At 64.3% G+C, this 25,767-nt stretch carries 33 protein-coding genes, 1 other RNA gene and 1 pseudogene; 16 read left to right on the forward strand and 19 right to left on the reverse strand.

Annotated features, from left to right (window positions below):
- Window positions 1–64 precede the first annotated feature (64 nt).
- Window positions 65–580, reverse strand: a complete 516-nt coding sequence (gene grpE / locus ABE483_RS12755; RefSeq protein WP_121042061.1) for a nucleotide exchange factor GrpE — start codon at window positions 578–580, stop codon at window positions 65–67.
- 82 nt (window positions 581–662) lie between these two features.
- On the reverse strand, window positions 663–1,730 hold the full coding sequence (hrcA, locus tag ABE483_RS12760; protein ID WP_088433152.1) for a heat-inducible transcriptional repressor HrcA: 1,068 nt from the start codon (window positions 1,728–1,730) through the stop codon (window positions 663–665).
- Between the two features lie 125 nt (window positions 1,731–1,855).
- On the opposite strand from hrcA, the gene recN reads away from it, so the two are divergent.
- The gene (gene recN, locus ABE483_RS12765) at window positions 1,856–3,517 is read left to right on the forward strand and encodes a DNA repair protein RecN (RefSeq protein ID WP_313211560.1); all 1,662 of its coding nucleotides are present in this window, start codon (window positions 1,856–1,858) and stop codon (window positions 3,515–3,517) included.
- A 127-nt stretch (window positions 3,518–3,644) separates the two neighbouring features.
- Here recN and fur read toward each other — a convergent pair whose 3' ends face one another.
- Window positions 3,645–4,052: a ferric iron uptake transcriptional regulator gene (gene fur / locus ABE483_RS12770; protein WP_070470227.1), complete on the reverse strand. Its 408-nt coding sequence runs from the start codon at window positions 4,050–4,052 to the stop codon at window positions 3,645–3,647.
- A gap of 104 nt (window positions 4,053–4,156) precedes the next feature.
- Here fur and bamE point away from each other — a divergent pair, with 104 nt between their 5' ends.
- Window positions 4,157–4,549, forward strand: coding sequence for an outer membrane protein assembly factor BamE (bamE, locus tag ABE483_RS12775; protein WP_019183163.1), 393 nt, complete (start codon window positions 4,157–4,159; stop codon window positions 4,547–4,549).
- 16 nt (window positions 4,550–4,565) lie between these two features.
- Here bamE and ABE483_RS12780 read toward each other — a convergent pair whose 3' ends face one another.
- Together ABE483_RS12780 and ABE483_RS12785 are read right to left on the reverse strand one after the other, a co-directional pair.
- On the reverse strand, window positions 4,566–4,826 hold the full coding sequence (locus ABE483_RS12780; RefSeq protein ID WP_313211557.1) for an RnfH family protein: 261 nt from the start codon (window positions 4,824–4,826) through the stop codon (window positions 4,566–4,568).
- Window positions 4,827–4,829: 3 nt separating this feature from the next.
- Entirely contained in the window at window positions 4,830–5,258 is a 429-nt protein-coding gene (locus ABE483_RS12785) for a type II toxin-antitoxin system RatA family toxin (protein ID WP_026069778.1), read from the reverse strand.
- A gap of 57 nt (window positions 5,259–5,315) precedes the next feature.
- Here ABE483_RS12785 and smpB point away from each other — a divergent pair, with 57 nt between their 5' ends.
- Window positions 5,316–5,819 carry an SsrA-binding protein SmpB gene (gene smpB, locus ABE483_RS12790; RefSeq protein ID WP_088433158.1) on the forward strand — a complete coding sequence of 168 codons (504 nt, stop codon included), beginning with the start codon at window positions 5,316–5,318 and terminating at the stop codon, window positions 5,817–5,819.
- Window positions 5,820–5,924: 105 nt separating this feature from the next.
- On the opposite strand, the gene ABE483_RS12795 is transcribed toward smpB, so the two are convergent.
- The gene (locus tag ABE483_RS12795; protein ID WP_346481814.1) at window positions 5,925–6,224 is read right to left on the reverse strand and encodes a metalloregulator ArsR/SmtB family transcription factor; all 300 of its coding nucleotides are present in this window, start codon (window positions 6,222–6,224) and stop codon (window positions 5,925–5,927) included.
- 155 nt (window positions 6,225–6,379) lie between these two features.
- Between ABE483_RS12795 and ABE483_RS12800 the strand changes: the two genes are divergently transcribed.
- The 4 genes from ABE483_RS12800 (at window position 6,380) to ssrA (ending at window position 8,183) form a co-directional block, all read left to right on the forward strand.
- Window positions 6,380–6,805, forward strand: coding sequence for a YeeE/YedE family protein (locus ABE483_RS12800; protein ID WP_346481815.1), 426 nt, complete (start codon window positions 6,380–6,382; stop codon window positions 6,803–6,805).
- Entirely contained in the window at window positions 6,802–7,239 is a 438-nt protein-coding gene (locus tag ABE483_RS12805; RefSeq protein WP_346481816.1) for a DUF6691 family protein, read from the forward strand. The genes ABE483_RS12800 and ABE483_RS12805 overlap by 4 nt, the downstream gene beginning before the upstream one ends.
- Before the next feature lie 80 nt (window positions 7,240–7,319).
- Entirely contained in the window at window positions 7,320–7,673 is a 354-nt protein-coding gene (locus ABE483_RS12810; RefSeq protein WP_346481817.1) for a hypothetical protein, read from the forward strand.
- Window positions 7,674–7,780: 107 nt separating this feature from the next.
- Window positions 7,781–8,183: a transfer-messenger RNA gene (gene ssrA / locus ABE483_RS12815) on the forward strand.
- A 324-nt stretch (window positions 8,184–8,507) separates the two neighbouring features.
- Here ssrA and ABE483_RS12820 read toward each other — a convergent pair.
- The 4 genes and pseudogenes from ABE483_RS12820 to ABE483_RS12835 form a co-directional block, all read right to left on the reverse strand.
- Window positions 8,508–9,602, reverse strand: a complete 1,095-nt coding sequence (locus ABE483_RS12820; protein WP_346481818.1) for a hypothetical protein — start codon at window positions 9,600–9,602, stop codon at window positions 8,508–8,510.
- A gap of 172 nt (window positions 9,603–9,774) precedes the next feature.
- Window positions 9,775–10,203, reverse strand: a complete 429-nt coding sequence (locus tag ABE483_RS12825) for a LacI family transcriptional regulator (RefSeq protein ID WP_346481819.1) — start codon at window positions 10,201–10,203, stop codon at window positions 9,775–9,777.
- Entirely contained in the window at window positions 10,200–10,997 is a 798-nt protein-coding gene (locus ABE483_RS12830; RefSeq protein WP_346481848.1) for a recombinase family protein, read from the reverse strand. Before ABE483_RS12830 ends, ABE483_RS12825 begins: the two co-directional genes overlap by 4 nt.
- A gap of 6 nt (window positions 10,998–11,003) precedes the next feature.
- Window positions 11,004–11,108 (reverse strand): annotated as a pseudogene (locus tag ABE483_RS12835) (recombinase family protein); the annotation flags it as partial.
- Window positions 11,109–11,157: 49 nt separating this feature from the next.
- Between ABE483_RS12835 and ABE483_RS12840 the strand changes: the two are divergent.
- Window positions 11,158–11,391 carry a hypothetical protein gene (locus ABE483_RS12840; RefSeq protein WP_346481820.1) on the forward strand — a complete coding sequence of 78 codons (234 nt, stop codon included), beginning with the start codon at window positions 11,158–11,160 and terminating at the stop codon, window positions 11,389–11,391.
- On the opposite strand, the gene ABE483_RS12845 is transcribed toward ABE483_RS12840, so the two are convergent.
- From ABE483_RS12845 to ABE483_RS12855, 3 genes are read right to left on the reverse strand one after another with little or no spacing between them, the layout of a single operon-like run.
- The gene (locus ABE483_RS12845; protein ID WP_346481821.1) at window positions 11,366–12,775 is read right to left on the reverse strand and encodes a DNA-processing protein DprA; all 1,410 of its coding nucleotides are present in this window, start codon (window positions 12,773–12,775) and stop codon (window positions 11,366–11,368) included. The two genes, ABE483_RS12840 and ABE483_RS12845, sit on opposite strands and share 26 nt — an antisense overlap.
- A complete protein-coding gene (locus ABE483_RS12850) occupies window positions 12,772–14,850 on the reverse strand; it encodes a RecQ family ATP-dependent DNA helicase (RefSeq protein WP_346481822.1) in 2,079 nt (692 codons plus the stop codon). Before ABE483_RS12850 ends, ABE483_RS12845 begins: the two co-directional genes overlap by 4 nt.
- Window position 14,851: 1 nt before the next feature.
- Window positions 14,852–15,757 (reverse strand): WYL domain-containing protein, encoded by a 906-nt coding sequence (locus ABE483_RS12855; protein ID WP_346481823.1) that lies wholly within the window; start codon window positions 15,755–15,757, stop codon window positions 14,852–14,854.
- A 159-nt stretch (window positions 15,758–15,916) separates the two neighbouring features.
- On the opposite strand from ABE483_RS12855, the gene ABE483_RS12860 reads away from it, so the two are divergent.
- From ABE483_RS12860 to ABE483_RS12875, 4 genes are all read left to right on the forward strand, one after another.
- Entirely contained in the window at window positions 15,917–16,777 is an 861-nt protein-coding gene (locus tag ABE483_RS12860; protein WP_346481824.1) for a hypothetical protein, read from the forward strand.
- Complete coding sequence (locus tag ABE483_RS12865) at window positions 16,774–17,793, forward strand: ADP-ribosylglycohydrolase family protein (protein WP_346481825.1); 1,020 nt, start codon at window positions 16,774–16,776, stop codon at window positions 17,791–17,793. Before ABE483_RS12860 ends, ABE483_RS12865 begins: the two co-directional genes overlap by 4 nt.
- A 70-nt stretch (window positions 17,794–17,863) precedes the next feature.
- Window positions 17,864–18,307 (forward strand): hypothetical protein, encoded by a 444-nt coding sequence (locus ABE483_RS12870; RefSeq protein ID WP_346481826.1) that lies wholly within the window; start codon window positions 17,864–17,866, stop codon window positions 18,305–18,307.
- A gap of 70 nt (window positions 18,308–18,377) precedes the next feature.
- On the forward strand, window positions 18,378–19,127 hold the full coding sequence (locus tag ABE483_RS12875; protein ID WP_346481827.1) for a hypothetical protein: 750 nt from the start codon (window positions 18,378–18,380) through the stop codon (window positions 19,125–19,127).
- Between the two features lie 322 nt (window positions 19,128–19,449).
- Here the strand turns inward: ABE483_RS12875 and ABE483_RS12880 are convergent, their stop codons facing one another.
- From ABE483_RS12880 to ABE483_RS12890, 3 genes are read right to left on the reverse strand one after another with little or no spacing between them, the layout of a single operon-like run.
- Window positions 19,450–19,761 carry a hypothetical protein gene (locus tag ABE483_RS12880; RefSeq protein ID WP_123729002.1) on the reverse strand — a complete coding sequence of 104 codons (312 nt, stop codon included), beginning with the start codon at window positions 19,759–19,761 and terminating at the stop codon, window positions 19,450–19,452.
- A gap of 55 nt (window positions 19,762–19,816) precedes the next feature.
- A complete protein-coding gene (locus ABE483_RS12885; RefSeq protein WP_346481828.1) occupies window positions 19,817–20,368 on the reverse strand; it encodes a TetR/AcrR family transcriptional regulator in 552 nt (183 codons plus the stop codon).
- 3 nt (window positions 20,369–20,371) lie between these two features.
- Window positions 20,372–21,877 carry an MFS transporter gene (locus ABE483_RS12890; RefSeq protein WP_313217957.1) on the reverse strand — a complete coding sequence of 502 codons (1,506 nt, stop codon included), beginning with the start codon at window positions 21,875–21,877 and terminating at the stop codon, window positions 20,372–20,374.
- Between the two features lie 212 nt (window positions 21,878–22,089).
- Between ABE483_RS12890 and ABE483_RS12895 the strand changes: the two genes are divergently transcribed.
- Window positions 22,090–22,359: a hypothetical protein gene (locus ABE483_RS12895; protein WP_346465569.1), complete on the forward strand. Its 270-nt coding sequence runs from the start codon at window positions 22,090–22,092 to the stop codon at window positions 22,357–22,359.
- A gap of 4 nt (window positions 22,360–22,363) precedes the next feature.
- Here the strand turns inward: ABE483_RS12895 and ABE483_RS12900 are convergent, their stop codons facing one another.
- On the reverse strand, window positions 22,364–22,699 hold the full coding sequence (locus tag ABE483_RS12900; RefSeq protein WP_346481829.1) for a hypothetical protein: 336 nt from the start codon (window positions 22,697–22,699) through the stop codon (window positions 22,364–22,366).
- 127 nt (window positions 22,700–22,826) lie between these two features.
- Window positions 22,827–23,003 (reverse strand): hypothetical protein, encoded by a 177-nt coding sequence (locus tag ABE483_RS12905; RefSeq protein WP_183073778.1) that lies wholly within the window; start codon window positions 23,001–23,003, stop codon window positions 22,827–22,829.
- Between the two features lie 270 nt (window positions 23,004–23,273).
- Between ABE483_RS12905 and ABE483_RS12910 the strand changes: the two genes are divergently transcribed.
- From ABE483_RS12910 to ABE483_RS12920, 3 genes are all read left to right on the forward strand, one after another.
- Window positions 23,274–23,684, forward strand: coding sequence for a g-type lysozyme inhibitor (locus ABE483_RS12910; protein ID WP_346481830.1), 411 nt, complete (start codon window positions 23,274–23,276; stop codon window positions 23,682–23,684).
- Window positions 23,685–23,739: 55 nt separating this feature from the next.
- On the forward strand, window positions 23,740–24,408 hold the full coding sequence (locus tag ABE483_RS12915; RefSeq protein ID WP_313217955.1) for a hypothetical protein: 669 nt from the start codon (window positions 23,740–23,742) through the stop codon (window positions 24,406–24,408).
- A 97-nt stretch (window positions 24,409–24,505) separates the two neighbouring features.
- The gene (locus ABE483_RS12920; protein WP_346481831.1) at window positions 24,506–25,378 is read left to right on the forward strand and encodes an endonuclease/exonuclease/phosphatase family protein; all 873 of its coding nucleotides are present in this window, start codon (window positions 24,506–24,508) and stop codon (window positions 25,376–25,378) included.
- Between the two features lie 81 nt (window positions 25,379–25,459).
- Here ABE483_RS12920 and ABE483_RS12925 read toward each other — a convergent pair whose 3' ends face one another.
- Window positions 25,460–25,732, reverse strand: a complete 273-nt coding sequence (locus tag ABE483_RS12925) for a hypothetical protein (protein ID WP_313211516.1) — start codon at window positions 25,730–25,732, stop codon at window positions 25,460–25,462.
- Window positions 25,733–25,767 lie beyond the last annotated feature (35 nt).

A 25,767-nucleotide genomic window follows, 5' to 3' on the forward strand; every position in this document is an offset into this window, starting at 1 on the left:
GCGAGCCACCGGGATCCGCGCCGGGGCGGACCGCCGGGCCTGCCCCGGCGGCCCGACCCGTGGGTCAGTCGCGGGCCACCACGACCAGCGCCGGCCGCAGCAGGCGGTCGTTGAGCAGGTAGCCCTTCTGGAACACCTGCACCACGCTGCCGGGCGCCGCGCCGGGCGCGTCGACCTGGCTGATGGCCTGGTGGTGGTCCGGGTTGAAGGTCTGGCCGGTCGGGTCGAGCAGGGTCAGGCCATTGTCGGCGGCGACCTTGAGCAGCTGCTTGTAGGTCAGTTCGAGACCTTCGCGCAGCGGGCTCGGCTCGCTGCCGGCGGCATTGAGGCCGGCATCGAGGCTGTCGAACACCGGCAGCAGCTCGCCGAGCAGCTTTTCATTGGCGAAGCGGCGCGCCTGTTCCACGTCACGGGCAACGCGCTTGCGCTGGTTGTCCAGGTCGGCGCGTTCGCGCAGCGACTCCGAACGCAGCAGGGCCAGCTCGTTGTGCAGGCTGTCCAGCTGCTGCTGCAGGGACGGCTCAGCGCCCGGCTCGCCGGCGGGATTCTGGGATGCGATATCTGACTGATCTTGGTTCATTTCCGGATCCTTGGCGGTGACTCTCCGCCTCCACCCACCCCTATGTGGGCGCGGCTACGGGATTCAAGAGTCCAGGGCCGCTTTATGCGCGATCGCGGGACAATCCGCCGCCCGCGGGCGAGCCCAGCGCGGCCCCCAGCACCTGGGCGGTGGCTTCCACCAGCGGGATCATGCGGTCGTAGGCCATCCGTTTCGGGCCGATCACCCCCAGCACCCCCAGCACCTGGCCATCGGCCGAGTACGGGGCGGTGACCAAGGAGACGCTCTCCAGCGGCATCACCCCGGTCTCCTCGCCGATGAAGATGCGCACGCCCGGGGCCTGGATGGTGCGCTCGAGCAACTGCAGGATCTCGCGCTTGCTGGCGAACACATCGAACAGCTCGCGCAGGCGCTCCAGATCGGACAGGTCCTGCACGCCCATCAGGCGGGTCTGCCCGGCCAGCACCATGTCATCGGCCGGCGGCACCATCGCCTGCTCGGCCAGCTCGATGCTGTGCGCCAGCAACTGCTCCATTTCCGACTGCGCATCGCGCAGCTCCAGCAGCAGCCGGGCCCGGATCTCGGCCAGCGGCCGACCGGCGCAGTTCGCATTGAGATAATTGGCGACCTGCTCCAGCTCGCCGGGGTTGAAGCCGCGGCGAGGCTCGATCACCCGGTTCTGCACCTCGTTGTCGGCGAACACCAGGATCGCCAGCACCCGGCGCGCGTCCAGCGCCACGAAATCGATATGCCGGAACGCGAACTGCTCCCGGCGCGGGGCGCTGACCACCCCGACGAAATGGCTCATCGCCGAAAGCAGCTCCGAGGCACTGCCGAGCAGGGCCTGGGTGCCGGTGCCGGTGGCCAGCTCGGTGCGCAGGCGGCTGAGCTCGCCCTCGCCCGGCGGCTGCATCTTGACCAGGCTGTCCACGAACACCCGGTAGCCGTGCGCGGTCGGCACCCGGCCGGCCGAGGTATGCGGCGAGCTGAGCAGGCCCAGGTCTTCCAGGTCGCCCAGAATGTTGCGGATCGTGGCCGGACTGACGTCCAGGCCGGCATGCCGGGCAAGGGTCTGCGAGCCGACCGGTTCGCCATCCTGGATGTGGCGCGCGATCAGCGTCCGCAGCAGATGGCGGGCACGCGGGGCGAGATGGGACGCGGAAGGATGCATGGAATCAGCCTGTGAGACGCCCACTTAGATAATGGCTGCACGGGGCGTTGGCAAGTCATTGGAGACGCCCCCCGCCCATGCTAGCGTGCGCGGCTTGGAGACGCCCCTCGTGTACAACGTAGACCATGCTTAGACATCTATCGATCAAGGATTTCGCGGTCGTCCGCGCCACCGAGCTGGAATTCGGCGCCGGCATGACCGTGGTCTCGGGTGAAACCGGCGCGGGCAAGTCGCTGATGGTGGACGCGCTGGGCTTTTTGTCCGGGCTGCGCGCCGACAGCGGCGTGGTCCGCCACGGCGCCGCGCGCGCCGAGCTCTCGGCCGAATTCGCGCCATTGGCCGACGCCCCGGCGCGCCAGTGGCTGCGCGACAACGAGCTGGACGACGAAGAACAGTGCCAGTTGCGACGGGTGATCCGTGCCGACGGTGGCTCGCGCGCCTTCATCAACGGCCGCCCGGTGACGCTGACCCAGCTGACCGAGCTGGCCAGCATGCTGGTCGAGATCCACGGGCAGCACGAACAGCAGGCCCTGCTCTCGCGCCCCTCGCAGCTCTCGCTGCTGGATGCCTTTGCCCGCAACGATGCCGAGCGCGCCCAGGTCCGCCAGACCGCCGCACGCTGGCAGACGCTGGTGGACGAAGCCGAGGCGCTCTCGCGCCAGGGCGACGTGAGCGACCGGATCGGCTATCTGGAACACCAGCTCAGCGAGCTCAAGCGCGAAGACCTGGACCCGGCCTCGATCGCCACCCTGGGCAGCAGCCACCGCCGCCAGGCCCATGCCAGCGCGCTGATCGGCGCCTGCGACGTGGCCGTCAGCCGCCTCAATGGCGATGACGAGGTCTCGGTGCTGCAGCTGCTGCAGCAGACCCGCCACGATCTGGCCCGCGTGGCCGAACACGACAGCCGGCTCGGCGAGGTCGATGCCCTGCTCGACAGCGCCGCCATCCAGCTGGACGAAGCGCTGTCATTGCTCGACCGCGTCCATGACGACCTGGATGCCGACCCGGAGCAGTTCGAGGATATCGAGCGCCGTCTCGGCCGCCTGCACGACCTCGCCCGCAAGCACCGCGTGCCGATGGAAGGGCTGGGCGAGCATCGCGACGCCATGGAGGCCGAAGTCGAGCAGCTGCGGGGTGCCGACGAGCGCCTGCAGGCCCTGGCCGGCGAGATCGACCGTGCCGCTGGCCAGTGGAAAGCCGTGGCCGAGGTGCTCAGCGCCAGCCGCCGGAAGGCCGCCAAGGCGCTGTCGGACACCACCACCACCCTGATCGGTGAGCTGGGCATGGGCGGCGGTCAGTTCCTGATCGAGATCGAGCCGCAGACCGTGGTCAAGCCGGACCCGAACGGCGCCGAGCGGGTCGAGTTCCTGGTTGCCGCCAACGCCGGCCAGCCGCCGCGTGCCCTGCGCAAGGTCGCCTCGGGCGGTGAGCTGTCCCGTATCTCGCTGGCGATCGAAGTGGCCGCGCTGGGCCTGGATGCGGTGCCGACCATGGTCTTCGACGAAGTCGATTCGGGCATCGGCGGCGCCGTGGCCGATATCGTCGGGCAGAAGCTGCGCGCCTTGGGCGAGAAGCGTCAGGTGCTGTGCGTCACCCACCTGCCGCAGGTCGCCTCCAAGGGCCACGCCCACTACCGGGTCAGCAAGGCGCCGGTGGACGGCATGACCCAGAGCGCGGTCGAGAAGCTGGATACCAAGGCCCGCGAGGAAGAGCTGGCCAGGATGCTGGGCGGCGTGGAAGTCAGCAAGGAAGCCCGGGCTGCGGCGCGCAAGCTGCTGCAGGTCTGAGCCCCCCCCGTGATGGGTAGTGCCGGCCGCTGGCCGGCTCCCCGCCAGAACCGGTGCCTGGCGCTGAAAGCAAAAACCCCGGGCATGCCCGGGGTTTTTTGATCGCATCCGGGCCGCCAGCGGCCCGTTACCGGCGCTTCTTGCGCACGTAGAGCACCAGCGAGTGCTCTTCCAGCTCGTAGCCATGGTCGGCCGCGATCTTGCGCTGCAGCTCTTCGATCTCGTGGCTTTCAAATTCGATGATCTTGCCGCTGTCCACATCGACCATGTGGTCGTGGTGGCCACCGCGATCCAGCTCGTAGACGGCCTGGCCGCCTTCGAAATTGTGCTTCAGCACCAGGCCGGCGGCCTCGAACTGGGTCAGCACCCGGTACACCGTGGCCAGGCCGATCTCATCACCGTGCTCCAGCAGCTGGCGGTAGATGTCTTCGGCGGTCATGTGGTGGCTGGCATTGCGCTGCTCGAGCAGCGCCAGGATCCGCATACGCGGGTGGGTCACCTTGAGGCCGACTTTGCGCAGGTCGTGGGTTTCCATAGTTCTCCGTTCATTGGCGATTTAGCGCCAGCTGCCTCGGATTGGGTCGCGGCGACACGTCGGGAGTGTATCATCGACTCGATTTCCCCAAACGCCATTCCCCGATGCGCAATCTCCTGCTGGTCGCCGCCGTTGCCCTGTCCACCACGGGCTGCGGCATCATTTACAAGCAACCCATCTATCAGGGCAACCTGATCCGGGAGCAGGCCGTCGGTCAGCTGCAGGTGGGCCAGAGCAAGCAGCAGGTCAACGCCCTGCTTGGCACGCCCTCCATCCCGGACCCGTTCCACGCCCAGCGCTGGGACTACACCGCCAGCCAGCGCGTGAACCGCGTGGGCAAGACGGAAGTGAAGAACTTCACCGTCTACTTCGAGAACGATGCGGTCACCCGCTGGGACGGCGAGTACTTCGCCAGCGACGACGCCCAGCTGGCCCGCAGCACGCTGCGCCAGTTCGGCCGCAACCTGCCGAAGGACAAGAAGAAGCGCGGCCGCTGAGGCCTGCCTTCTTCACTCAGCTGCCGGCGCGTGCGCGCCGGCGGCGGTTGTCTTTCGGGTCGGCCAGCAGCGGACGCAGCAGCTCGACCCGGTCGCCCTCGCGCAGCACCTGATCCGGCTTGGCCAGCAGGCCGTGCACGGCTACGGCCGGGCATTGCGCGCTGCCGTCAATGGCGGCCACCGCGATGGCCTCGGCGATCGTGGCGCCTTCGGGCAGCGACAGCACCCGCGACGCGGCCCGATCGGGCCAGGCCAGCACCACCTCGACGGTGATCACCGCTCAGTCCTGGGCGTCGGCGACGCGGACGAAATCGTTCACCATGCGGTCGGCCAGGCCCTGGAAGCCCAGCGCCAGGGCCGGACCAAGCAGACGTGAGGTCGGCTCGAACTCCAGCGTCAGCGTGACCTTGCAGGCGTCCTCGGCCAGCGCATGGAACTCCCAGCGCCCGTGCAGACGCTTGAACGGCCCGTCCTTGAGCTGCATATCGATGCTGTGCGGGCGCTGCAGCGTGTTCTCGGTCATGAACCAGGTCGAGAACGACCCAAAGCCCAGATCCAGGCGCGCGACCAGGCGGTCCGGGCCAGACTCCAGGATCTGCGAGGCCGAACACCAGCGGAAGCGGCGCGGATAGGCGTCAATATCATTGACCAGGTCGAACATGCGGGCAGCCGAATGTTCGACCAGGGCACTACGTCGGATAGTTGGCATGCGATACAGATGTCTGATGAATCGACCGGGCGTGCCCGAATCGGAGACAATAGGGAAATGAGCAAGAACAGCGGCAAGGATAAAGCAAAGGACGCGACGGCCAACAAAACCATCGCGCTCAACAAGCGTGCCCGTCACGAGTACCACATCGAAGATCGCTTCGAAGCCGGCCTGGCCCTGCAGGGCTGGGAGGTCAAGTCGATCCGCGCCGGGCGCGGCAACATCATCGATGCCTACGCCTACGTGCGTGATGGCGAGATCTACCTGATCGGCGCGCAGATCACCCCGTTGATCCAGGCCTCCTCCCACATGGTGGCCAACGACCGTCGCGAGCGGAAGCTGCTTCTGCATCGCAGTGAGATCGACAAGCTGATCGGCAAGGTGCAGCGCGATGGCTACACGATCGTGCCCACCGCGATGTACTGGAGCAAGAACAAGATCAAGCTCGAGATCGCGCTGGCCAAGGGCAAGCAGACCCACGACAAGCGCGATGCCGAGAAGGACCGGGACTGGGCGCGGGAGAAGTCGCGCACGATGCGCCGGCACAACCGCGACGCCTGATGACGCGCACGGTGCCCGCAGCGGGCATCCAGCCGGCCAGCGGCGACCCTCGGACGATCACCCGGTTAACCGGGTGATCTACGACACGGTTGTAGCACCGCCAGGTCAGGCAGTGCCGGCATCCCCGTCCGGGCAATAGGCGTCATGCAGCGCCGCCAGCACACCCAGTGCCGGGGAGTCGGCCAACGCATAGAAAATCGTCTGCGCCTCGCGCCGCGTGGTCACCAACGCCATCCCACGCAGGACGGCCAGGTGCTGGGACAGCGCCGACAGGCCCAGTCCACTGAGCGGCTGCAGCTCCCCTACCGACGCCTCGCCTTCTACCAACCGACACAGCACCCGCAGCCGCGCGGGGTGCGCCAGCGCCTTGAGCAGCGCGGCGGCCTGGCCAGCCTGGGCGGCCATCTCCGCAGCGCGGGAGGCTGAAGGCGGGTGTCTGGTCGGATTCAAGTCACGCATGGGTTGCACTTTACCTGAGACATCCCTAATTTAGATTTATCTAAATTACAGGACAGGCCCATGCCATATCAGTACCGTCCTGCCACCGCCGGCGATCGACCGTGACGCCTTACTGGGTGACCCCTTTGGCTGGCGGGGTGTTGATCGGCCTTGCCGCCACCGCACTGCTCTGGCTCAACGGCCGCATCGCTGGCATCAGCGGCATCACCGCGGGCGCCTTGTTCCCGAAGCGTGGCGAGACGGCGTGGCGCTATGCATTTCTGCTGGGGTTGATCGCGGCGGGTGCACTTGCGCTGCACTGGCTACCCTCCGCCGCGCCCCCACGCACCGGCTTTCCACCGGTACTGCTGATCGCAGGCGGCCTGCTGGTGGGCTTTGGCACCCGGCTGGGCGGCGGCTGCACCAGCGGCCATGGCGTCTGCGGCTTGGGTCGCCTGTCCTTGCGTTCGCTGGTCGCCGTGGGGGTGTTCATGACCACCGCGATACTGACCACCTTCATCGTCCGCCATCTCGCGGGGATCGCATGAGCCGACAGATCCTCGTCGCGCTCGGTGCGGGCGCTCTGTTCGGTCTGGGCCTGGCAGTCTCGGGCATGACCGATCCGCTGCGCATCCTCGGTTTCCTGGATGTCACCGGCGCGTTCGACCCGTCCCTGCTGTTCGTGCTCGGCGGCGCCGTCGCCACCACCGCGCTGCTGTTCCGGTTCGTACTGCGCGCGCCGCGGCCGCGCCTGGCCGATCAGTTCCATCTCAGCGACAGCCAACGGATCGACACCCGCCTGCTCGGCGGCGCAGCGTTGTTCGGCATTGGCTGGGGCTTGGCGGGCTACTGCCCTGGGCCCGCGCTGGTCGGTGCCGGCTACGGCGCCAGCGAAGCGCTGTGGTTCGTGCCGGCGATGCTGGTCGGCATGGCACTGCACCGCGGCTGGGCGGGTCGGGCCGAGCGGGTATCGTCCGCCTGAGAGCGGCGAGACAACGATCTTTCCCCGCCAACCCCGCTCAGCTGTCAGAATCCCCGCATTGATACGGAAAGGATCCGCGCGTGACTCTCGAAACTACCCCGGCACCCGCACTGGCGGCGGACGAACTGACCACCCTGCGCGCCGACGTGGCGGCGCTGGAGTTCATCTTTGACGAACTCGCCCGCGCCATGGACCCGGCCGCGCTGCTCAAGGTGCTGACCTACCTGATCCGCAATGCCAAGCGCGTCGCCTCGGAAACCCAGAGCTACGACAGCCTGGAGCACCGCCGCCTAGTGGCCCAGGTGGAATCGCTGATGGCCCGGGTTGAGCCGAAAGCCAAGAAGCAGGCCATGACCGTGCGCAACGAGCACAATCGCCTGAAGAAGGAAAAGGCCCGCCACAAGGCCGACAGCCGCCGCCAGCTGCAGAAGTAAGGCGCAGAGGACCAAGGTGACTGTTCAGCTGGATTGGAGTAGCATCCACTCCGTCAAGTAGAGTTCCGGTGCTGTATTCCGGATGAAGTGCGGTTCTTGAAGAAACCGGGGGTGCATTGGTTTCGACGGGGGTTGTGAAGTTACTTGGTGCATGCCGAGGGGGCAGCTTTCCTCGTTAATCCAGCAGCAAACTTTTAGTTGCCAACGACGACAACTACGGTTCGAACGACTTCGCAATCGCTGCCTAAAAACAGCTTTAGCGTTTAGTTCTACAGCCGCCTTAGGCGAACCCCCGAACCTACTTGTGCCCGTGCTCGTAGATGTAGGGTCATTATCACGGAACCGGTTGTGATGGCTGCCTGTCAGTCACGACTTAACTAAAGCAGGCTGGTCCTGGGGTGCGCTTTGCACGCCGTGCTGCCACAGGATGAGATCTAACGGTGAGCTAAGCATGTAGTACCGGGGATGGAGTGCCTTCGGACGGCGGTTCAATTCCGCCCACCTCCACCAATACTGAAGCCCCAACTGTTATCAGTTGGGGCTTTTTCTTGTCTATTTGCGCCAGTTCCCGCGTGTTATTGGGGGGTCCTGCGGAAGCCTGCGGACTTTGCCAGCCGCCCAAATCGGCCGTTCCGGGCCACATTGCACTCTCTCCTGGCCATTCCTCGCTCCGACCTCGCTCCCTGGAACTGGCCCGAAGTCCGCGAAGGCCGCAACGCAGGCCCATACAGATCAAAGGGTTACGCGCGGACGAATCAAGCGGTTGGATTGCAGCATTGGCTACCGGAGTGGGCAAACGTCCCTAGCGCAAAGCGAGCAGTCTTACCGTGCGTTCTATTCGATCTGGTCAAACAGCTTCTGCGCAGCGAGCCTGGCAGCGGCGTCTTGCGCCGGAGCAAGCGGTTCAAGATCTACCCCGTCACGACCTGCGACGTAGGCTGGACCGCCGACGTCATCGTCGTAGTCCGAACCGTCCTCGTTGATGGCGTATTGCGCGTCCCGAGTCAGATCCGTTCCGACCAACTGCGAGAGATACACCCACGTCCAGCATCGCTGTAGGTCACCTTGATCGTGTCCCTCAATGAGCTGGAGGACGGCGTCCGTATCTCCCATCTCGGCAGCCAGCGTCAGCCAATGCTTGGCGTCTGAAGTGCGGCCCATGCGTTCTGCGATCGCCGCAATCGCTGCTGGGTCAGCATCGACGCCGTGGCGCGACTGCTCGAAGAAGGACGGATCGTCAAATCGATCCGCCAAGTCGAGAAGTGCATCCTGATTCCCCAGTCGACTGGCCTCCCTCAGGTGCCGCGAGTACTTCTCGGCTTGAGCGAGACGAGTCTCGTGGGCTTCGGCCCACTCCTTTTCCACCCCCGTCAGGACACGGCCCTGCTGCCCCTGGGAGTACCAATAGGAACTTCCAGCGTCCGGGTCGTCTTCATCGTCAGGGGCGTGTATCAGCGCCAGCGCGTAGTGAGCCAGGGCATTGCCCTTACTAGCCGCCGCAGCCAATCCATCTAGAAGGATCGGTCCGAACGCCTCGTCGGTAGGGTCGAATAGCTCATCCTCGTCGTATTCGAGCTCTTCGTCTTGGCTGGACGACTCCCCTCTCAGGCGACTGACCAATGACGAGATGCTGGCGACACCGATCTGGCGCTCTGCCAGGAAAGATTCCAACGCCGACGACGCCAGAATCGCGGTGTCAGGTTGATACCCAAGCTCGATGCAACGCCGCTTGATGAGCGCACTTTGCGGGACCACCCGCCGGTCTTTCTGGCGAAGTTCCGTGAGCACAGTGTCAACGCCAAACGCGGCGTGAGAGTTGAAGCCGAAGGAAGCTGCCAACAGCTCGTAGACGTGGGCTCGCTTGAATGAGCCACCAGTGCTGGCCTGAAGGTGCTGCTGCGCGGAATACGCGAGTTCTTTGATTGTCATGACAAACCTTTCCTCAATGCCACGCCGATTTCGGGTCAGGCGCACACGTTTAAGTCCCCGACGACGAGGCTCAAAGAGAGGTTTTCAGTGACAGTGAGGCAACGCCTTTTTTTACTCGTGTGCAAGTAAGGTGGGCACCTTGGGCAATTTTACCCCTGTGCCCCCGCTCGGTCTACATGAGCCTGGCCCGCTGCTCATCCCACAGCGCTGGCGGATCAACCGCCAGATCAAACAGCGTGACGTGATTCGGCAATGCGTCGTCCAGGATGGCCGCCACTATGTCGGGTGCCAGCGTGGTCAGGTTGACCATCCGGCTGACGTAGCTGTTGTCGATTCCTTCCCGCGTGGCGATCTCCTTCAAGGACTTCGCCTCTCCTGACTCCAGCATCGCCAGCCAGCGGTGGCCCCTGGCCAGCGCCAGTTGGATGGAGGTCGGTGCTACGTCCCACGGTCTAACCGGCGCGGTTTCGCCGTTTGGCAAGGTGACCAGCTTGCGGCCGCTGCGGCGTTTGATCTGGATCGGCACGGACAAGGTCAGCCTGCCGTCGCTGGTCTGCAGGATGTCGGCCTCGCCCGTCTTCTGGATGCGGATGTCGCTCATGCCAGTGCTTCCACTTGTTGCTCGACCGGCTCGGGGCGCAACTCCAACACCAGGCGTTCGATGCCGTTGGCGCGCAGCCGCACTTCGAGGTCGTTGGGTGACACGATGACTTTCTCGACCAGCAGTTCCACGATCCGGGTCTGTTCGGCCGGGAAAAGTTGATCCCAAATCGCGTCGAGCCGGGTCATGGCCACGGTGATCTTCGCCTCGTCCAAGGTTGGATCGAGCCTGATCGCCTGCGGCAGCATGTCGCCGAGTAGATTCGGGGCACGCAGGATTGCGCGCAGTTGGTCGAGCACGGCCGATTCGAGTTCGGCCGCCGGCAGTCGCGGCAGACCCGAGGCGCCCGCGTGCTCCTTGGCGTCCCGCTGTGGCACGTAGTAACGGTAGCGACGGCCATTCTTCTTGGTCGTGTGCCACGGCGACAGTGCCCGGCCATTGGTGGCCAGGATCGCGTGGACGATATCCCACAGTTCGCGGCTGATGATGGGCGGGTGCTCCGCCTGGTACCACTGGTCCTTTTGCCGCAACTCGCCAAGGTAGGTCCGGTTGCTGAGGAGCTTGTAGATGTGGCCCTTGTCGATCGGTCTGCCCTCGCGGGTCTTGCCGTCTTGCGTGGTCCACGCCTTCGACGTCACGCCATCCAGTTTCAGCTCCTTGACCAGCGCCGTACTGGAGCCGAGTTCAACGAAGCGCTGGAATATGTGCCGGATCAGTTTGGCCTCGCGTTCGTTGGGCACCAGTCGGCGGTTCTCGACGTCGTAGCCCAGCGGTGGCACGCCGCCCATCCACATGCCCTTGCGCTTGCTGGCTGCGATCTTGTCGCGGATGCGTTCGCCGGTGACCTCGCGCTCGAACTGGGCGAAGGACAGCAGGATGTTCAGCATCAACCGACCCATCGAGGTCGTCGTGTTGAACTGCTGGGGTCATCCACGCCAACAAGGAGCATTAATCATGAGTAACCGATTCAAACGCGCCGCCATTGACGACGTGACGCCGCGCAACATCGACGCCACGCAGCAGGACTACCTTCTTGATCTATTCGAATCGGCCATGAAGTCGGTAGCCACGACGCTGGTGCGCGAGGCCAAGTTCGACACGTCAGATTTCGCCACGGCAAAAACGCGGGGCTGCGAAGGCTTTGCACTATTGTTGTCATCGCTCACTCGAACAGACTCGATTGCTTGACGACGTAACCTACTGGCTTCTTCCGTTTTTCGATCACGCCTTCGTCGACCAGACGCTGCAACCACGCCTTGGCCTGCGCGCTGGAAACGTTCAGCGCGGCGGCCACTTCGGTGTCTTTCATCGGCGTTCTCAATAGCTGCTTAATCGTGGCGCGCACGGCAGCGAAGAGCACTTCGGCTGGGCTCGATTCCGGCTGCGCAGATTCCTTGACATCGTCTGTCGACGCCAAAGCCTCTGGTGTGACTGATGGCGGCTCTTCCAATGCTGGTGCGGGTGGCTGCGCATCGGACACAACGTCGACCGACGCCGATGGCTCGCTCTCCGCCTGAGGCAATGGCGCGGCGTCGGGTGGCACGGGCGACGTTGGCTTGGCGTCAGCCGACGCTGGGTCTTCGTTTGAAAACAGCGCAAAACCAACCTGTGGGGATGCCGTCGGCGTTGGCATCGCCACGTTGAACACATCCTCGAACGAATCCACGTCTTGCGGGTTAGGCCAGGGAAGTGCGCCTTTCTTTCGCAAACCATCCAATCCGGCGGAAGACTCGCCCGTCGATCGAATGAAGACCGGGACAAACTTGAGTTTGTCGAGCTGCTCGACAGCACCCGCCCAAGTGCCACCCTTGTTGAGATCGGAGCTGACCACCAGTGAGGTGTCTGCCAATGCATAAATCAACTTGTTCCGCTGCATGGCGTTGCCCACATGGAACCCGGCACTCGGGTCGTAGGGCGAAATCAGGACCAGCTGCCCATCGAGCAGCAGATTGCGGTGCTCGCGGTTCATGGTGGTCTTTTCCAGACTATCCGCCAGCACTCCACAAACTTTCCCACCCTCCTCGAGCGCGCCACGCATGGCGGCCTGATCGATGCCCTTGGCGCCACCAGAGACAAGCGTTCTACCTGCCCGAGCAGCGAGCCGGCCAACTGCCATTGTGTAGTCGATGAGGGCGTCGTCCACATGGCGCGATCCAACGACGGCAAGCCCGCCAGTTTCGAGCAAAGCCATGTCGCCACAGCCGTAGAGCACTGCCGGGGCGTCTTCGCGCAGGCGGGCCTTCAGACGGCGGGGGTACTCTGCATCGGCGCGGCTGACTACCCAGATGGCGCGCGCTTGCCAGCGCTCGATCACTTGGCTCAGCAGGAATCCGCGCCCCAGCAATTTCTGCAGGCGGCTCTCGTCAATCACCGGCTGGCACGCGCGCAAGATCTCAGCTGCGTACGGCGAGAGGAGATCGGCAGGTTGACGCTGGATCTCGCGCAAATGACGCGCGAGACGTTTGTATTCACCAGGCGAGAGCAGATCCGATGACGCAGTGCCTCGTCCGGCAATGAGCGGCGCAGTCAGCAGCAAGATCGCCTGGGTGTTGGGAGAGAGGACTGGCGTCATTCGTCGTGCCCCGTCTGTGAAAGGGCCATAGGCCAAACCGCGCCACTACCGCTTTTGCGCAGCAGCCATGCAGACACCGTCAGCGTCCAGCGCGAGTCGACCATGTCATCAACCAGGAGGACCGGGCTGGGAGGAATGGGCTGGCCGTTGAGTGCGAGCGAACCATCAATGTTGCGCGCCTGTTGTGTACTGTTTGCCATCGTTTTCTGTTCGGGCCTTGCGTCTGTTTTTGCGATGACCATATGAAACGGCAGACCCAGCGCAGCAGCCAAGCGTTGCGCGAAATTCGGCACCAATTCGGGATGCCGAAGCGAAGGAACGCAGGTCACCCAGGTAGGGCTCGGCTGCGGATTCCACTCATGAATCATCTTCACGCACGCAGCCACGAGGTCATCGGAAAAGTAGCCGTCGTGGTATTTTCCCTGTCGAACCAAGCCACCCCAACCGGCATCGCCCCAGACGCAGAGGGCCTTGCCTGGCTGCGCTTGATAGGGAATGGTGGATGCGGTGTGAATTCCGTACTGCGGCATTCCCCCCACGGGCCATTTTTTGCGAGGCTCGATGGGTAGACTTGTGCGACAAAGAAATTCCTCGGCTTCCCGAACCAGCAACTGATCTACGTCTTCTGACAGCGGCGGCAAGGACGGTGGGCTGACGGTGCTTGAATCGCCATCAAGCGCATCAATCAGAAAGCCCATGTGCTGCCCGAAAGGCCGAGAGACGTATTCCTGCATTTGCTGGAGTTCGGCCCGCCTCAATTTGGTGAGCCGGTCTGCTCGCGCCCAGAATCCGTCTCCTAGCTCGGCTGCAGTAAGCTGCCACTTCGTACCTTGCTTGGCGATCGGCGCTGGAGATTCGAGAGACAGTGCCGTGATAGTCTTCTCGATGCGGCCTTTGCTCATGTTCACGCAGGTCATGAGGTCAGGTATTGAAAGTCCTTCCGGTGCCTCATTAAGAGCCCCCAGGACATCGTCTACCTCTTGGCGAGTTGGGAACGCGCTACGGATAAACCAGTCGGTAATTCCTTCTTCTTCATCTCCGCTCAAGAGCACGCCATATGCAGATTCCAGCGCTCTTCCTGCGCGCCCTACTTGCTGGTAATAGGCGACAACTGAGCCGGGCATCTGAAAATGGATAACGAATGCCAGGTCCGGCTTGTCGTAGCCCATACCCAATGCGGTGGTCGCTACAAGTGCCTTAACCTTGTTCTCCTGCAGAGCCTGCTCTAGCTCCTCACGCCGATCACCTGTCTTACCTGTATAGGCCTCTACAGCAAAGCCCCGGGCCTTGAGCCAATCTGCCAGTTGATTGGCATCTCGGATAGTGAGCGTGTAAATGATGCCGTGCCCTGGAAGTGAACTGAGTTGCTGCGCGATCCAGGCCAGACGGACAGCCTGACTGGGCAAACGCATCGTTTGCAGCGTCAGAGAATCTCGATTCAGGTCACCACGCAGCACCTTCATGTTGGGGCCGAGCACAGCCACAAGGTCTTCCATAACCCGATCGTTTGCTGTTGCCGTTGTGGCCAGTAGCCGCAGATTGGCTGGAAGCGTTCTGGCGATACGTTCCAGCAGTCGGTAGTGAGGACGGAAGTCGTGACCCCAATCGGAAATGCAATGGGCCTCATCGATAACCATCAGCGAAATCTGCCCTGCGATACCAGCTAGAACCTCTGTGTTAAACCAGTCGTTGCCCAGCTTTTCTGGCGCTATCAGCAGAATGTCCACTTCGTTTCGACGGAGCTTGGCTTCAACCGATTTCCATTCATCCTGGTTATCGGAGTTGATGGTGGCGGCGCGAACCCCCATCCGCTCTGCCGCTGCGATCTGGTTTCGCATCAGTGCCAGCAGCGGCGAGATCAATAACTCCGGGCCGGCTCCAGCTTCCCGCAGCAACTTGGTCGCGATGAAGTAGACAAAGCTCTTGCCCCACCCGGTCTTCTGCACGACCAGCAAGCGGCCTTTGCCTTCGACGATGTGACGAATGGCATCTTCTTGGCCGTCGCGGAAAGTGGCATCGGCGCGTCCGGAGCCGATGCGGAGAAGTTCCAGCGCGCGTTTGGGGTTGTAGGCCACGTTATTGCTCTCCCTTGTTTTGGTCGGGCGAGCGGTACCCCGGCGCCAACACAGCGTTCTTGACGCCGTACAGCGCCAGGTGATCTTTCAGCCAGAGCCTGAATTCATAACCGCGCAGACTGTGGTCCGGCGAGCAGTCCACACTCCACTGCCGCAAGATGTATCCGGCGGTGGCCGCACGCAGCTTCATCCGCAGTGACCCGCGAACCATGCCGTAGTCCATCTCCGTAATTTCAGGACGGGGCTGGTCCGGGTGCGGCACCATCTCCAGCTCCACGATCCGGGTCCATTGGATGTCCTGATCACTGCGCTCATGGGGCTGCACATCTGCATCCCTCATAAGGACCGGGCGCTTGATCCGGGTGATGACGAAATCCCGGAATTCCTGCGACTTCCGGTCGAAGGCGCGGACGTGCCAGCGCAGACCGTTGTCGATCAGCGCGAACGGGACGATCTCCCGCTCAGTGCGGCCACTGGAGATGGAGTGGTACTCGATGCCGAGCGGACACTCCTGGTGAATCGCACGGGTCACGCTCGCCAGCACATCCAGATCCGGATGCGTGAGCCGTGACGGGCTCTCGCTGGCCACCCACGCCTTGAGCCGCATCGGCTCACCATCGCCAAAGCCCTGGGTCAGCCACGACAGCACCCGCTCTGGGGGAAAGTCGAATACGGGCCGGAAGTCCGGCCCCAGGACGTAGGACTTGCCCTTGGGGTCGTAGTCGATGTTGCCCGGGGCCAACTCCTTGTACAGCGCTAGATCCCTGGATGCGGCGGCGGACTGGATGCCAAACCGCGTGACCAAGTCCTGGCGGCGTATCTCCCCGATGAAGCGCACGCGCAACTCCACTAACGCGAGCCGGTCGCGTTGTGGCTGGGTTAGATCTGCAAGCTGTTCGTTCGACATCCTGGCTGGCTCGTTCGGGTTAGCGAATGCTTGTACGGCTTATTGCGGAAAGTATATGGTCTGCCCTAGAATCTGTCTATGACTCTATTTTGATTTGTGTGTGCGTCGCATTGTGCTAATGACAAGCGGCGCAGCGAAAAAAGGGTCGGCACCGGCGCCATGCATAATTTCGCAGAGCTTCACCTCAAGCCAGAGACGCTGGCGCAGTACGGGTTGCCGGACATCCCGTACCCCATCCCAGCGGCTGATCTGAAGTCGGCCGTGCTAGACAACGGGGACCTGCCGCTGGCCGTGATGCTGCACGGTCTGCAGCAGCGTAGCCGGGATGGGGAGGCCGAATGGCAGCAGGTCGAACCCGCAATGGATCGGCTTGCCGAGCTGTTGGCGCCCGACGATGCCCGCGATGTCATTTCAGCGGCCGGGGACCACTGGTGGCTCGAGGTCGGGCCCGTGGACCTCGGCTGCAAACTGGTCACCATCCAACGTGGCGATGCTCTGATCGCTGCCATCACCGCCCGGGACGACGGACGCTTGCGGGTGGCCGTGTTTCGCCCGTTGGACGCCAAGAGCGCGGAATACCTGATCGGGCTGGGGCAAGTGCCTCACCCCGAGCACGGAGTCTGCATACGCGAGAACAACTGGGAGTACGCGCTCGACTGCTCCGCCGGCAACGGCAACTACTACGCCGCCGACCGGGGCGAGGCCTACCTGTCCTACTGGGAGAAAGGCCTGGGCATCAGTTGGGACGGCTCCGATGTGCCTGAGTGGCGTAAGCAGCTCGACCTCGTTGCCCGGCCCGCCGCCCGCGTAGTCGCAGAGTTGGGCGTCTACTACACCCTGTCCGGCAATGAGGACGAGGAGCCTGTTGCCGATACGGCGCGGCGGAAGAATTCGAGACACCGGCACCTCCGGCCTGGCGCAGCAAGCGCCAGAAAAAGCGCACGGTCCAGGGGCGGTTTCTGGGCTGCCTGCTCGGTGGTGCAGTCGGCGATGCGCTGGGCGCACCGGTTGAGTTCATGAAGCGGACCGAGATTCTGCGTCGCTTCGGCCCGAAGGGAATCACCCAGTACGCACCGGCTTATGGTGCCATTGGGACGATCACCGACGACACGCAGATGACCTTGTTCACCGCCGAGGGGTTAATCCGAGGCTGGGTGCGCGGCTGCTTCAAAGGCATCACGACCTATTCCGGGGTAACGGCGCACGCCTATTTGCGCTGGCTGCAAACCCAAGGCGAACGCCCGACATGCGAAATCGACTTCGGCACCGATGAGCCTGGCTGGCTGTTCCAGCAGCGTCAGCTGCACAGCCGTCGCGCACCGGGCAACACCTGCCTATCGGCCCTGCGGGCGATGCACTCCCTTGGGGAGCCGGCCCGCAACGACAGCAAGGGCTGCGGCGGCGTCATGCGGGTTGCGCCGGTCGGGCTGTTCGCCTGGCGCCTGCGCCAGTACGAATCCCCTCAAGACGCCTTCCGGCTGGGTACCGAGTTGGCTGCGCTGACCCACGGGCACCCGACTGGAGCCCTGACCGGTGGTGTGCTGGCGGTTCTGATCCTGGCCCTGACCGATGGCGCGCCGCTGCGCGAGGCGTTGGCCGCCGCCAAACTCTTACTGCGAGCTGTGCCCGGCTTTGAGGAGACGCTGCGCGCAATCGAGATGGCTGAGGAGTTAGCCGATTCCGGTTTGCCACATGAAGAAGCCATAGCCCGGCTGGGCCAGGGCTGGATCGCCGAGGAGGCCCTGGCGATCTCCATCTATTGCGCGCTGGTCGCCCGCAATTTCAAACAGGGCGCGATCCTGGCCGTGAACCACGATGGTGACTCCGACTCGACCGGAGCGATCGTCGGCAACCTGCTGGGCGCGATGCACGGCGTGAAGGCGATCCCTGCCGAGTGGCTGAAGCCGCTGGAACTGCGCGACGTCATCACCGAATTGGCTGAAGACCTCCACGCCTTCAAGGATTGGGCGATCGGCGAGTACAGCGACAACGAAGAGCTGAACCAGCGGATCTGGCGGAAGTACCCGGGATTCTGAGATGGAGTGAACTGGCATGAGCGGAAATCGATGGGACCAGCCGGGTGTGCCCCACAAAGGATGGCACTGCGTGGACGTGGTCGACCTGCGGGCCGACGGCGAGTCGGCGGACGAAACCGATTACGCGACCTGCCAGATGTGCGGCAACGAGAAGATCCGCTACGTCCACATCATGGAGCATCCGGATCTGGACGAGAACTTCTACGTTGGGTGCGTCTGCGCCGAGAAGATGAGCGGCGACTACGAGTGGCCCAAGCGCCGGGAAAACCGTTTGCGCAATCGGGCGGTCCGCCGAAAGAAGTGGCTCACGCGAAGTTGGCGCACGTCCTCTAAGGGGAATCCGTTCCTGAACATACAGGGGCACAACGTCGGGGTACACATAAACAAGTTCAAGCGGTCGGGCTACCGGATCGGGAGCCGGTTCAGCACCAAGACCTACGCAACCAAAGACGAAGCCAAGCTGGCCCTGTTCGACGACTTCTGGGCCGCGACCCAGGATGACGATCGGCTGTAGGCTTCGGACTGATTCCAGCAGGCTGACGGACCAGCCGTAGACCAGGACACATCAAACAATGAAAACAAACTTGATCGAAAAGTACGCGCCGATTCTTTGTGGGTCGACGCTTCCGGTGGTGCGCGACCCGCGCCTGCTGATGGATGCAAGCGGCGACCTGAAGATTTATTACGCGCCGTTCGAGTACATCAACCCCAGTGCGCGGATCGTTCTGGTCGGGATCACACCGGGCCCCACCCAGATGGTCAATGCCAACAACGAGGCGCGGCGCGCGCTTCAGGCCGGCAAGTCCAGCTCGGAAGCGATCCAGGCCGCCAAGAGCGTCGGCGCGTTCAGTGGTGAGCCGTTGCGGAGCAACCTCATCAACCAGCTCAACCATTGGAGCTGTCACAAGTGGCTCGGCCTGACCGATTCGGCCGACCTGTTCTCCACTTCGCGCCACCTGGTGCAGACAACCTCGCTGCTGCGCTATCCGGTGTTCGTCAAGGGCGACGATTACCGTGGCTCACCTGACATGACCAAGGATCCCTTGCTGAGGAAGTACCTGCTGGAGAACTTCGCGGCGGAGGTCGAGGAACTGAAGGATGCCGTGTTCGTCGGGCTCGGGCCGCAGGTCCAGAAGGTGCTGGACCGTCTGATCCAGGAGCGGGTCCTGAAACCCGAGCGGGTGATTGGCGGCATGCTGCACCCATCCGGCAACTGCACCTACCGGATCAATTACCTCATCGGGGACAGAAGCGCGCCGGTCCCCCACGCCACCAACCCTATGCCTTACGACCAGGGCCGGCGAGCATTTCGGGAGCGGTTCGTCACCGCCTGATCGAAGGTCGGGTGAGTCGATGCGGACGCGGGTTCAATTCCGCAAATGGGAATCGAACTGGCGTCCTGTCTGATGCACTTGGCTGGTGCCCCCGGCCGGGCAGAACTGGTAGGATTGCTGGCAGATGGGGCTGGATTCCGCACCTTTCCGCAGGAGTTCGCAGCGGTTCTAAGGCGCTGAGTTACATAGGTTTGGCGCAGGGTTCCACCCCTCCACCAATTAGCCGTTTCGACGGTGCATCAAAGGCTGGAACCCTAGAGAAATCGAAGGTCCCGGCCTTTTTTGTGCCCGTCTTCCGCCAGCCAGACAGCCGCTCAGCCCCTCACGGCAACGTGAACTTCCGCGCCATCCGCAGCGGCCACACCGAAGTGAACTGCGCACCGCCCACCAGCCGGTACGCCGCGGACACGCTGTGCAGCACGCCCATCGCCTCCAGCACATCCTTGGTCTTCCGGAAGGTCGGGCGCGGATCCGCGGTGAACATGAAAAGGTTGATCTCTTTCGCGCTGACGTCGTAACCGTCCAGCGTCGCGGCCTTGCCGAGCGCGGTGGTCAGCTCGGCCTCCAGCGTGGCCAGGAAGGCCTCATCATCCAGCGACTTGCGCCAGAACTTGATCACAAGTTGGTAATCCATCAGGCGGACCCGTTGTTCAAGAAGTGAACCGCCAAGGGTACCCGCATGGCAGGCATCACGCTGTCTTGGAGGCGGCCGCGATCATCTGTGCCAGCCGGTCAGCGATGGCCTGCCGCACCTCCGGCGCCAGCCGCGAGCGCGACAGCGCTTCGAACACCCACATGCCGTCGGCGGCGAGCTTGGCGATGAACAGGTCCAGCGCAGCCGGATCGCTCAGGTCCTGCGGCGTGGGCGGCGACCAGCGCTCGACCACTGCGGTCCACGGCTGCATGTTCTCGTCGGTGGCGGCTGCATCGAACATCAGCTGCAGTTCGGCCCGGGTGGCCGTCTGTGCGCAGGTGAGCGCGTAGGCCTGGTAGCGCTCGGGGGGCCCTGCCGCGTCGGCAGGTTTGCCCGCGGCCTCGATCATGCTCGCCTCCCACACGCCGGCCAGGTGCTGGTGGATGCCCTGCAGCAGCGCATCGCGCGAGGGGAAGTGATACAGCAGCCCGCCCCGGGCGATGCCGGATTCGGCGGCGACCGCTTCAAAGGTCAGTGCGGTGATGCCGTCGCGTTCGATCACACGGACGGCGGCATCCAGGATGTTGGTTCGGTTGCTCGGGCGCATGGGTCAGTGGGCGTGGGAGACGGTGGTGGCCGTGCCGGGGCCATGGCGGCGCAGCAGCACGCCGGTGGTGACGGTGCCGACCAGCAGCACCCCGGCAATCACATACAGTACCCAAACGTAGCTGGCGTCGTAGGCGGTGCTGGCTGCTGCCAGCCACCCGGCGGCGTCGCCCGGTTGTGCGGCCAGTGCAAGCGCCTGCTGGATGCTCTGGCCCGCACCGGCGTCCACACCGTCCGGCAGCGTCACGGTGGCCGAATACAGCGCGGCGATCAGGCTGCCCAGCAGAGAGACCGCGAACAGGCTGCCGAACTCATAGGACACTTCCTCCACCGAGGAGGCCATGCCAGCGCGATGCGGGGGCACGTTGCCGATGATCGCGGTGGAGGCGACGGAGATGGTGGCGCCCATGCCCAGCCCGGTCAGCAGCAATCCGGCGAGGGTCCAGCCGAGGTGGCCGCCGAAGGTGGCCGCGACCAGCACCACACCGGCGGTGCCCACGCCCAGCCCGCCGGTGATCAGCGGCAACAGCCCGACGCGGTGCAGGAACATGCCGCCGAAAATGGCGCTGGGCAGGCACCCGATCGCCACCACAGACACCAGCAGGCCCGCCTGCAATGGGGTGTAGTCGGCCACCAGCTGGAAACGCTGGGTGGTCAGCAACTGCAGGCCGGCGATGGCGAACATCGCGAACGCCGCAGACAGGACGCCGGCCAGAAACGGAGCGTTACGGAAGATGGCCACGTCGAGCATCGGGTACGGCAGCCGGCGCTGGCGGCGCAGGAACAGCACCAGCCCCACCACGAAGACCAGCGCCGCACCGGCTGCCAGCCCCCCGTTCGGCGGCGCATGCGCAACCTCCTTGATCGCCACCACCAGCCCGGACAAGGCGACCAGGCTGAGCAACGAGGAGATCAGGTCCCACGGCTTGCTTGCATCGGGCGTGCCATGGGGCGCGAACAGCACCGCCCCGACCATGGCCAGCAGCACGATCGGCACATTGATGAGGAACACCGCGCCCCACCAGAAGTGCGCCAGCAGCACGCCACCGACGATCGGGCCGAGGGCCGCGCCGACGATGGAAATGCAGCCCCATACGGCGATGGCCAGATTGCGCTCGCGTTCGTCCTCGAAGGTCAGGCTGATCAGCGCCAGCGTGGCCGGCATCATCGCCGCCGCGCCCACGGCCAACAGCGCGCGGGCGGCGATCAGCAGATTGGCGTCCGGCGCGAACGCGGCCAGCAGCGAGGCGATCCCAAAAATCACCAAGCCGATCAGGAACATGCGCCGGTGCCCCAGCCGGTCGCCGAGGGTACCGGCACCCAGCAGCAGGCCAGCCATCACCAGGGGATAGGCGTTGATGATCCACAGGCCCTGCAGCGGGGTCGCGCCCAGTTCCTTGGTCAGCGTGGGCAAGGCGGTGTAGAGCACCGAGTTGTCGAGGGTGATCAGCAACAGGCCGGCGGCAACGGTGAGCAGCAGGCTCCAGCGCTGGGTCTTGGTCGGGGTCATGGTGCGCAAAGGGGGGGCGACGGGATCGTAACTATACAGGACGTCCTGTTATGTTTTACCAACCTGGCGCCCACGCGTTCAGCCTACGGCGGCGCACCGTGTGCGCACTGCGCGCTGGCCGGTGCGTCGGCCCAACCGCGTTTACCTCATTGCAGGGGGCTCACCCGGGCAGGCAGGCGCCTGTCCGATATGGACTGTGTTGGGGGAACGCTATGGACGGACAGAAAGAGGCTTTTCGGCTGGCGCAGGCCGAGTTGGCGCAGTGCTGGGCAGGCGGGGTGTCGGCCGCCGAGCGCTGGGCGGTGTATGACGCGATCCATGATCGGCTGGTCGCACAGTGGCCCAACGAGGCCCATCGCATCGTCGGCATGATGGTGCTGTGGGTGACCGAGATCCGCGGCACCTGCCCTGCTCCGTACCGCACGGCAGATGCGGGCCTGGGTGACAGCGTGCTGCTGCGCACGTGCCGTATCGACTCGTGAGGAGCTATGGCGCCGTCGACTGGAACGGATCGGTGTGGCCGGCCACTTCCATGTTGATGGCATTGATCAGGGCCGACACGGCGGTCGCCAGGCGGCGGCTGTCCGCGATGGAGCCGAAGAACAGAATCGAGGTGCCGTCGAGTTCGACACCGGCCAGCCCGAGTTCGCCCTTGAGCGCGGCCACCCGTTCGTCGAACAGCTTCAACCAGTGGGCATCGGGAACAACATCGAGCATGGCGACAATGGCCTCGTCCGCGCCGTGATCGACAATGGTCTGCAATGTCGGGACGTCAAAACCCAGCAGGCGCGGCACGCTGCTATCTGGTACGGGGATGCTCATGCGGGCATGGTAGCCGGTCAGCCGGGCGAGCGCTGGAAGACGTTCAGTAACACGCGATGCTCTCTCGCTGGCGGCAACACAAACGGCCCGGCCAATCCGACCGGGCCACGGTGCGTGCGGACCCGTTTTATTCTTCCTGGTCGCTCTGCTGGCCCGAGCGCTGGCCCTGCTGATCCTGGTCCTGCTGTTGCTGCTGCTTCTGGGCATCGCGATCGCGCTGATCCTGCTGCTCCTGCTGGCCCTGCTGCGGGGCATTGCGCTGCGGATCATTCTGACCCTGCTGCGGGTTCGGGGTGTTGGCCATTGCCGTATCTCCGGTGTTCGGCATCGAAGTGGTGCCGGTGAATCCACGCTAGGCCTGCCGGCGTTACCCATGTGTGCGTGGAAGAGGCTGGTGCATGCACGCGCCGGGCACCTGCGTAAACAATTCAGAACGCACCAGCGACCGAGACCGGTAGAGCACGCTGCGTTCATCGCAGTGCGGCGAGGGTCGCAGCGCATCGACAATCCCTTGATGGGGTCACGCCCATGCTCGGGACGAAACGCCCTTGCCGGGCCCCACCAAGGACATGCCATGACGCCGCTCCGCTCACTGCTGTTGACCGCCCTGCTCGCCCTGACGCCGATGCTGGCCACCGCAGCGGACAAGGTCACTACCACCCCCGTGCACTTCACCAAGGGCGCCAGCAGTGCCACCGTGCGTGGCACGTTGTCCGGCTATGACACTGTCCGCTACACGATTGCCGCGCGCGCCGGCCAGACCATGGCGGTGACGATCGACGGCAGCCCGAATGCCAACTTCAATGTGTTCGCGCCCGGCGTGACGCCCGGCCAGGGGGAGGCGCTGGGCAGCAACGACGAAAAGCGGCGCTGGAGCGGCACGTTGCCGACCACCGGTACCTATGTCGTGCAGGTCTACCAGATGCGTTCCCAGGCGCGTCGCAATGAAAAGGCACCGCACAGCCTGACAGTCGCGATCCGCTGAGCCCTGTCCCGGGTATCCTCGGCGGTGCTGGCTTCCCCCTCGCAAGGACCCCGGGATGGACTTCCTCAAACTGCTGCGGTCGCTGGAAGAGTTCCTCTACGAGCTGTGCACCTGGTTCCTGTTTTTCCCACGCACGCTGTACCGCGTGATCGTGTATCCGCGGCGGATGGCCCAGTACGTGGATACCGAGCTGAAGGAAAAGCTGGAGCGCCAGTTCGACGATGCGATCAGCCCGCCCATGTTCCTGATGCTGGCGGTGCTGGTCGCGCACGGGGTGGAGCTGATGCTGCACCAGCAGGTGGTCGGCACCGGGGCGCTGTCGCGCTCGATCTTCGGCAATGAAGAGAGCCTGCTGCTGTACCGCTCGATCACGTTCGCGATCTGGCCCCTGGTGACCACCACGCACCTGTTGCGTCGCAAGCACGTGCCGATGACCCGCGAGTCGCTGCGCCGTCCGTTTTTCATGCAGTGCTACCTGACCGCACCGTTCGCGGTGGCGCTGTCCACCAGCATGGTGTTCGTGCGGCTGCCGGGCCAGCTGTCGACCACGCTGGGCGTCGCGGTCGGCGTGCTCGCCGCGCTCTGGTATGCGGTGGTGCAGGCCGGGTGGCTGAAGATCGCGCTGCAGCGCTCGTGGTTGAACACGATCCTGTCCACGCTGTGGGTGCTGGTGCTGGGGGCAGCGATCAATATGACGATCGGCGTGATCCTGCTGTCGAGCTGAGGGGGCACTGCCGATCAACCGCCATGTCCTGCATATCCTTTTCCTGCCCTTCCATGCGACCCTTTGGGAACGTTTTCATGGAATGGAGGGATTCCACATGCTGTCTCGTTTCCATCGGCCCGCGCTGCTGGCCCTGATGATGTTCGCCGCCCCGCTGGCCAGCGCCTGGGCGCAGGCACCCGATGCGTTGAAGGTGATGTCGTTCAACGTACGCACGCCGGCCGATACCGACCCGGGCAAGCGCTGGGAGGACCGCCGCGATGCGATGGTCACGCTGATCCGTGAGCAGAAGCCCGAGGTGATCGGCACCCAGGAGCTGGTGCAGAAACAGGGCGAGTACCTGGTCGCGCACCTGCCCGGCTACACCCTGTTCGGCAGGGACCGCCGCGGCGGCAACGGCGACGAACACATGGGCGTGCTGTACGACAGTGCGCGGCTGAAGGTGCTCGAATCGGGTGACTTCTGGCTCTCCGACACACCGGACGTGCCGGGCAGCATCACCTGGGGCAACCTGTTCCCGCGCATGGTGACCTGGGCACTGTTCCAGCGTCAGGCCGATGGGCAGCGCTTCTATCTGTTCAACACCCACCTGCCCTACCGTGACGAAGATGAGCCGCGCCGCGTCCTCGGCGCAAAGCTGATCGTCTCGCGGCTGGCCACACTGCCCAAGGACATCCCGGTGGTGGTCACCGGCGATTTCAACAGTGAGCCCGGCAGTGACACCTACAAGGCATTTACCGCTGCGTTGGGCGATGCTCGAAAACTCGCCGGCAAGGTCGATGGCCCGCGCCTGACCTTCCATGATTTCACCGGCAAGCCGACGGTGGAACTGGACTGGATCCTGGTGCGCGGTTTCAGCGTGGACAGCTTCAGCACGCTGGACCAGAAACCCGGTGGCGTGCTGCCCTCGGATCATTATCCGGTGCAGGCGGAACTGCGGTTCCCCGTGCCAACACCGGCGGGCAAGTAAGCAGACGCGCGATGGGCGGTCAGAGTACCGTCCATCGGCTTCAGGTTGGCCGTACGGCGGCCTGCGTTTTCACAGCGTCAGTCATGGCTGCCGCTCATCCATCTTCTGCAGCAGTCGATACAGCGCTTGGTGCTGCTCACGTGCCTGGCAGATCCGCGCGCCGATGGCGATGAACACACCGGTGGCGATCAGGCCGATCTCGAACAGGCCTTCGGTCAGGCAACAGAATCCCGTGACCACCGCAAGGATCGCCACCACCAACAGCGCGATCACGCCACGGGAAAGTCCCGCCCCGGAGGCAGGTCCCGGGTCGTGCAGATGCAGGCGGACAGGACGCCACGGATTGGGTTGCATGCGGGCCACTCCAGAAAACGACCCACGCTTTTAGC

Source organism: Stenotrophomonas sp. TWI602, assembly GCF_039674045.1.
Taxonomy (GTDB): Bacteria; Pseudomonadota; Gammaproteobacteria; order Xanthomonadales; family Xanthomonadaceae; genus Stenotrophomonas.

Excerpts from the sequence above, each read along its gene's own strand:
- grpE (WP_121042061.1), bottom strand. The coding sequence starts at position 580 with ATGAACCAAGATCAGTCAGATATCGCATCCCAGAATCCCGCCGGCGAG.
- hrcA (WP_088433152.1), bottom strand. The coding sequence starts at position 1,730 with ATGCATCCTTCCGCGTCCCATCTCGCCCCGCGTGCCCGCCATCTGCTG.
- recN (WP_313211560.1), top strand. The coding sequence starts at position 1,856 with ATGCTTAGACATCTATCGATCAAGGATTTCGCGGTCGTCCGCGCCACC.
- fur (WP_070470227.1), bottom strand. The coding sequence starts at position 4,052 with ATGGAAACCCACGACCTGCGCAAAGTCGGCCTCAAGGTGACCCACCCG.
- bamE (WP_019183163.1), top strand. The coding sequence starts at position 4,157 with ATGCGCAATCTCCTGCTGGTCGCCGCCGTTGCCCTGTCCACCACGGGC.
- ABE483_RS12785 (WP_026069778.1), bottom strand. The coding sequence starts at position 5,258 with ATGCCAACTATCCGACGTAGTGCCCTGGTCGAACATTCGGCTGCCCGC.
- smpB (WP_088433158.1), top strand. The coding sequence starts at position 5,316 with ATGAGCAAGAACAGCGGCAAGGATAAAGCAAAGGACGCGACGGCCAAC.
- ABE483_RS12795 (WP_346481814.1), bottom strand. The coding sequence starts at position 6,224 with ATGGCCGCCCAGGCTGGCCAGGCCGCCGCGCTGCTCAAGGCGCTGGCG.
- ABE483_RS12805 (WP_346481816.1), top strand. The coding sequence starts at position 6,802 with ATGAGCCGACAGATCCTCGTCGCGCTCGGTGCGGGCGCTCTGTTCGGT.
- ABE483_RS12820 (WP_346481818.1), bottom strand. The coding sequence starts at position 9,602 with ATGACAATCAAAGAACTCGCGTATTCCGCGCAGCAGCACCTTCAGGCC.
- ABE483_RS12825 (WP_346481819.1), bottom strand. The coding sequence starts at position 10,203 with ATGAGCGACATCCGCATCCAGAAGACGGGCGAGGCCGACATCCTGCAG.
- ABE483_RS12830 (WP_346481848.1), bottom strand. The coding sequence starts at position 10,997 with ATGTGGATGGGCGGCGTGCCACCGCTGGGCTACGACGTCGAGAACCGC.
- ABE483_RS12840 (WP_346481820.1), top strand. The coding sequence starts at position 11,158 with ATGAGTAACCGATTCAAACGCGCCGCCATTGACGACGTGACGCCGCGC.
- ABE483_RS12845 (WP_346481821.1), bottom strand. The coding sequence starts at position 12,775 with ATGACGCCAGTCCTCTCTCCCAACACCCAGGCGATCTTGCTGCTGACT.
- ABE483_RS12855 (WP_346481823.1), bottom strand. The coding sequence starts at position 15,757 with ATGTCGAACGAACAGCTTGCAGATCTAACCCAGCCACAACGCGACCGG.
- ABE483_RS12860 (WP_346481824.1), top strand. The coding sequence starts at position 15,917 with ATGCATAATTTCGCAGAGCTTCACCTCAAGCCAGAGACGCTGGCGCAG.
- ABE483_RS12865 (WP_346481825.1), top strand. The coding sequence starts at position 16,774 with ATGAAGCGGACCGAGATTCTGCGTCGCTTCGGCCCGAAGGGAATCACC.
- ABE483_RS12880 (WP_123729002.1), bottom strand. The coding sequence starts at position 19,761 with ATGGATTACCAACTTGTGATCAAGTTCTGGCGCAAGTCGCTGGATGAT.
- ABE483_RS12885 (WP_346481828.1), bottom strand. The coding sequence starts at position 20,368 with ATGCGCCCGAGCAACCGAACCAACATCCTGGATGCCGCCGTCCGTGTG.
- ABE483_RS12890 (WP_313217957.1), bottom strand. The coding sequence starts at position 21,877 with ATGACCCCGACCAAGACCCAGCGCTGGAGCCTGCTGCTCACCGTTGCC.
- ABE483_RS12895 (WP_346465569.1), top strand. The coding sequence starts at position 22,090 with ATGGACGGACAGAAAGAGGCTTTTCGGCTGGCGCAGGCCGAGTTGGCG.
- ABE483_RS12900 (WP_346481829.1), bottom strand. The coding sequence starts at position 22,699 with ATGAGCATCCCCGTACCAGATAGCAGCGTGCCGCGCCTGCTGGGTTTT.
- ABE483_RS12905 (WP_183073778.1), bottom strand. The coding sequence starts at position 23,003 with ATGGCCAACACCCCGAACCCGCAGCAGGGTCAGAATGATCCGCAGCGC.
- ABE483_RS12910 (WP_346481830.1), top strand. The coding sequence starts at position 23,274 with ATGACGCCGCTCCGCTCACTGCTGTTGACCGCCCTGCTCGCCCTGACG.
- ABE483_RS12915 (WP_313217955.1), top strand. The coding sequence starts at position 23,740 with ATGGACTTCCTCAAACTGCTGCGGTCGCTGGAAGAGTTCCTCTACGAG.
- ABE483_RS12920 (WP_346481831.1), top strand. The coding sequence starts at position 24,506 with ATGCTGTCTCGTTTCCATCGGCCCGCGCTGCTGGCCCTGATGATGTTC.
- ABE483_RS12925 (WP_313211516.1), bottom strand. The coding sequence starts at position 25,732 with ATGCAACCCAATCCGTGGCGTCCTGTCCGCCTGCATCTGCACGACCCG.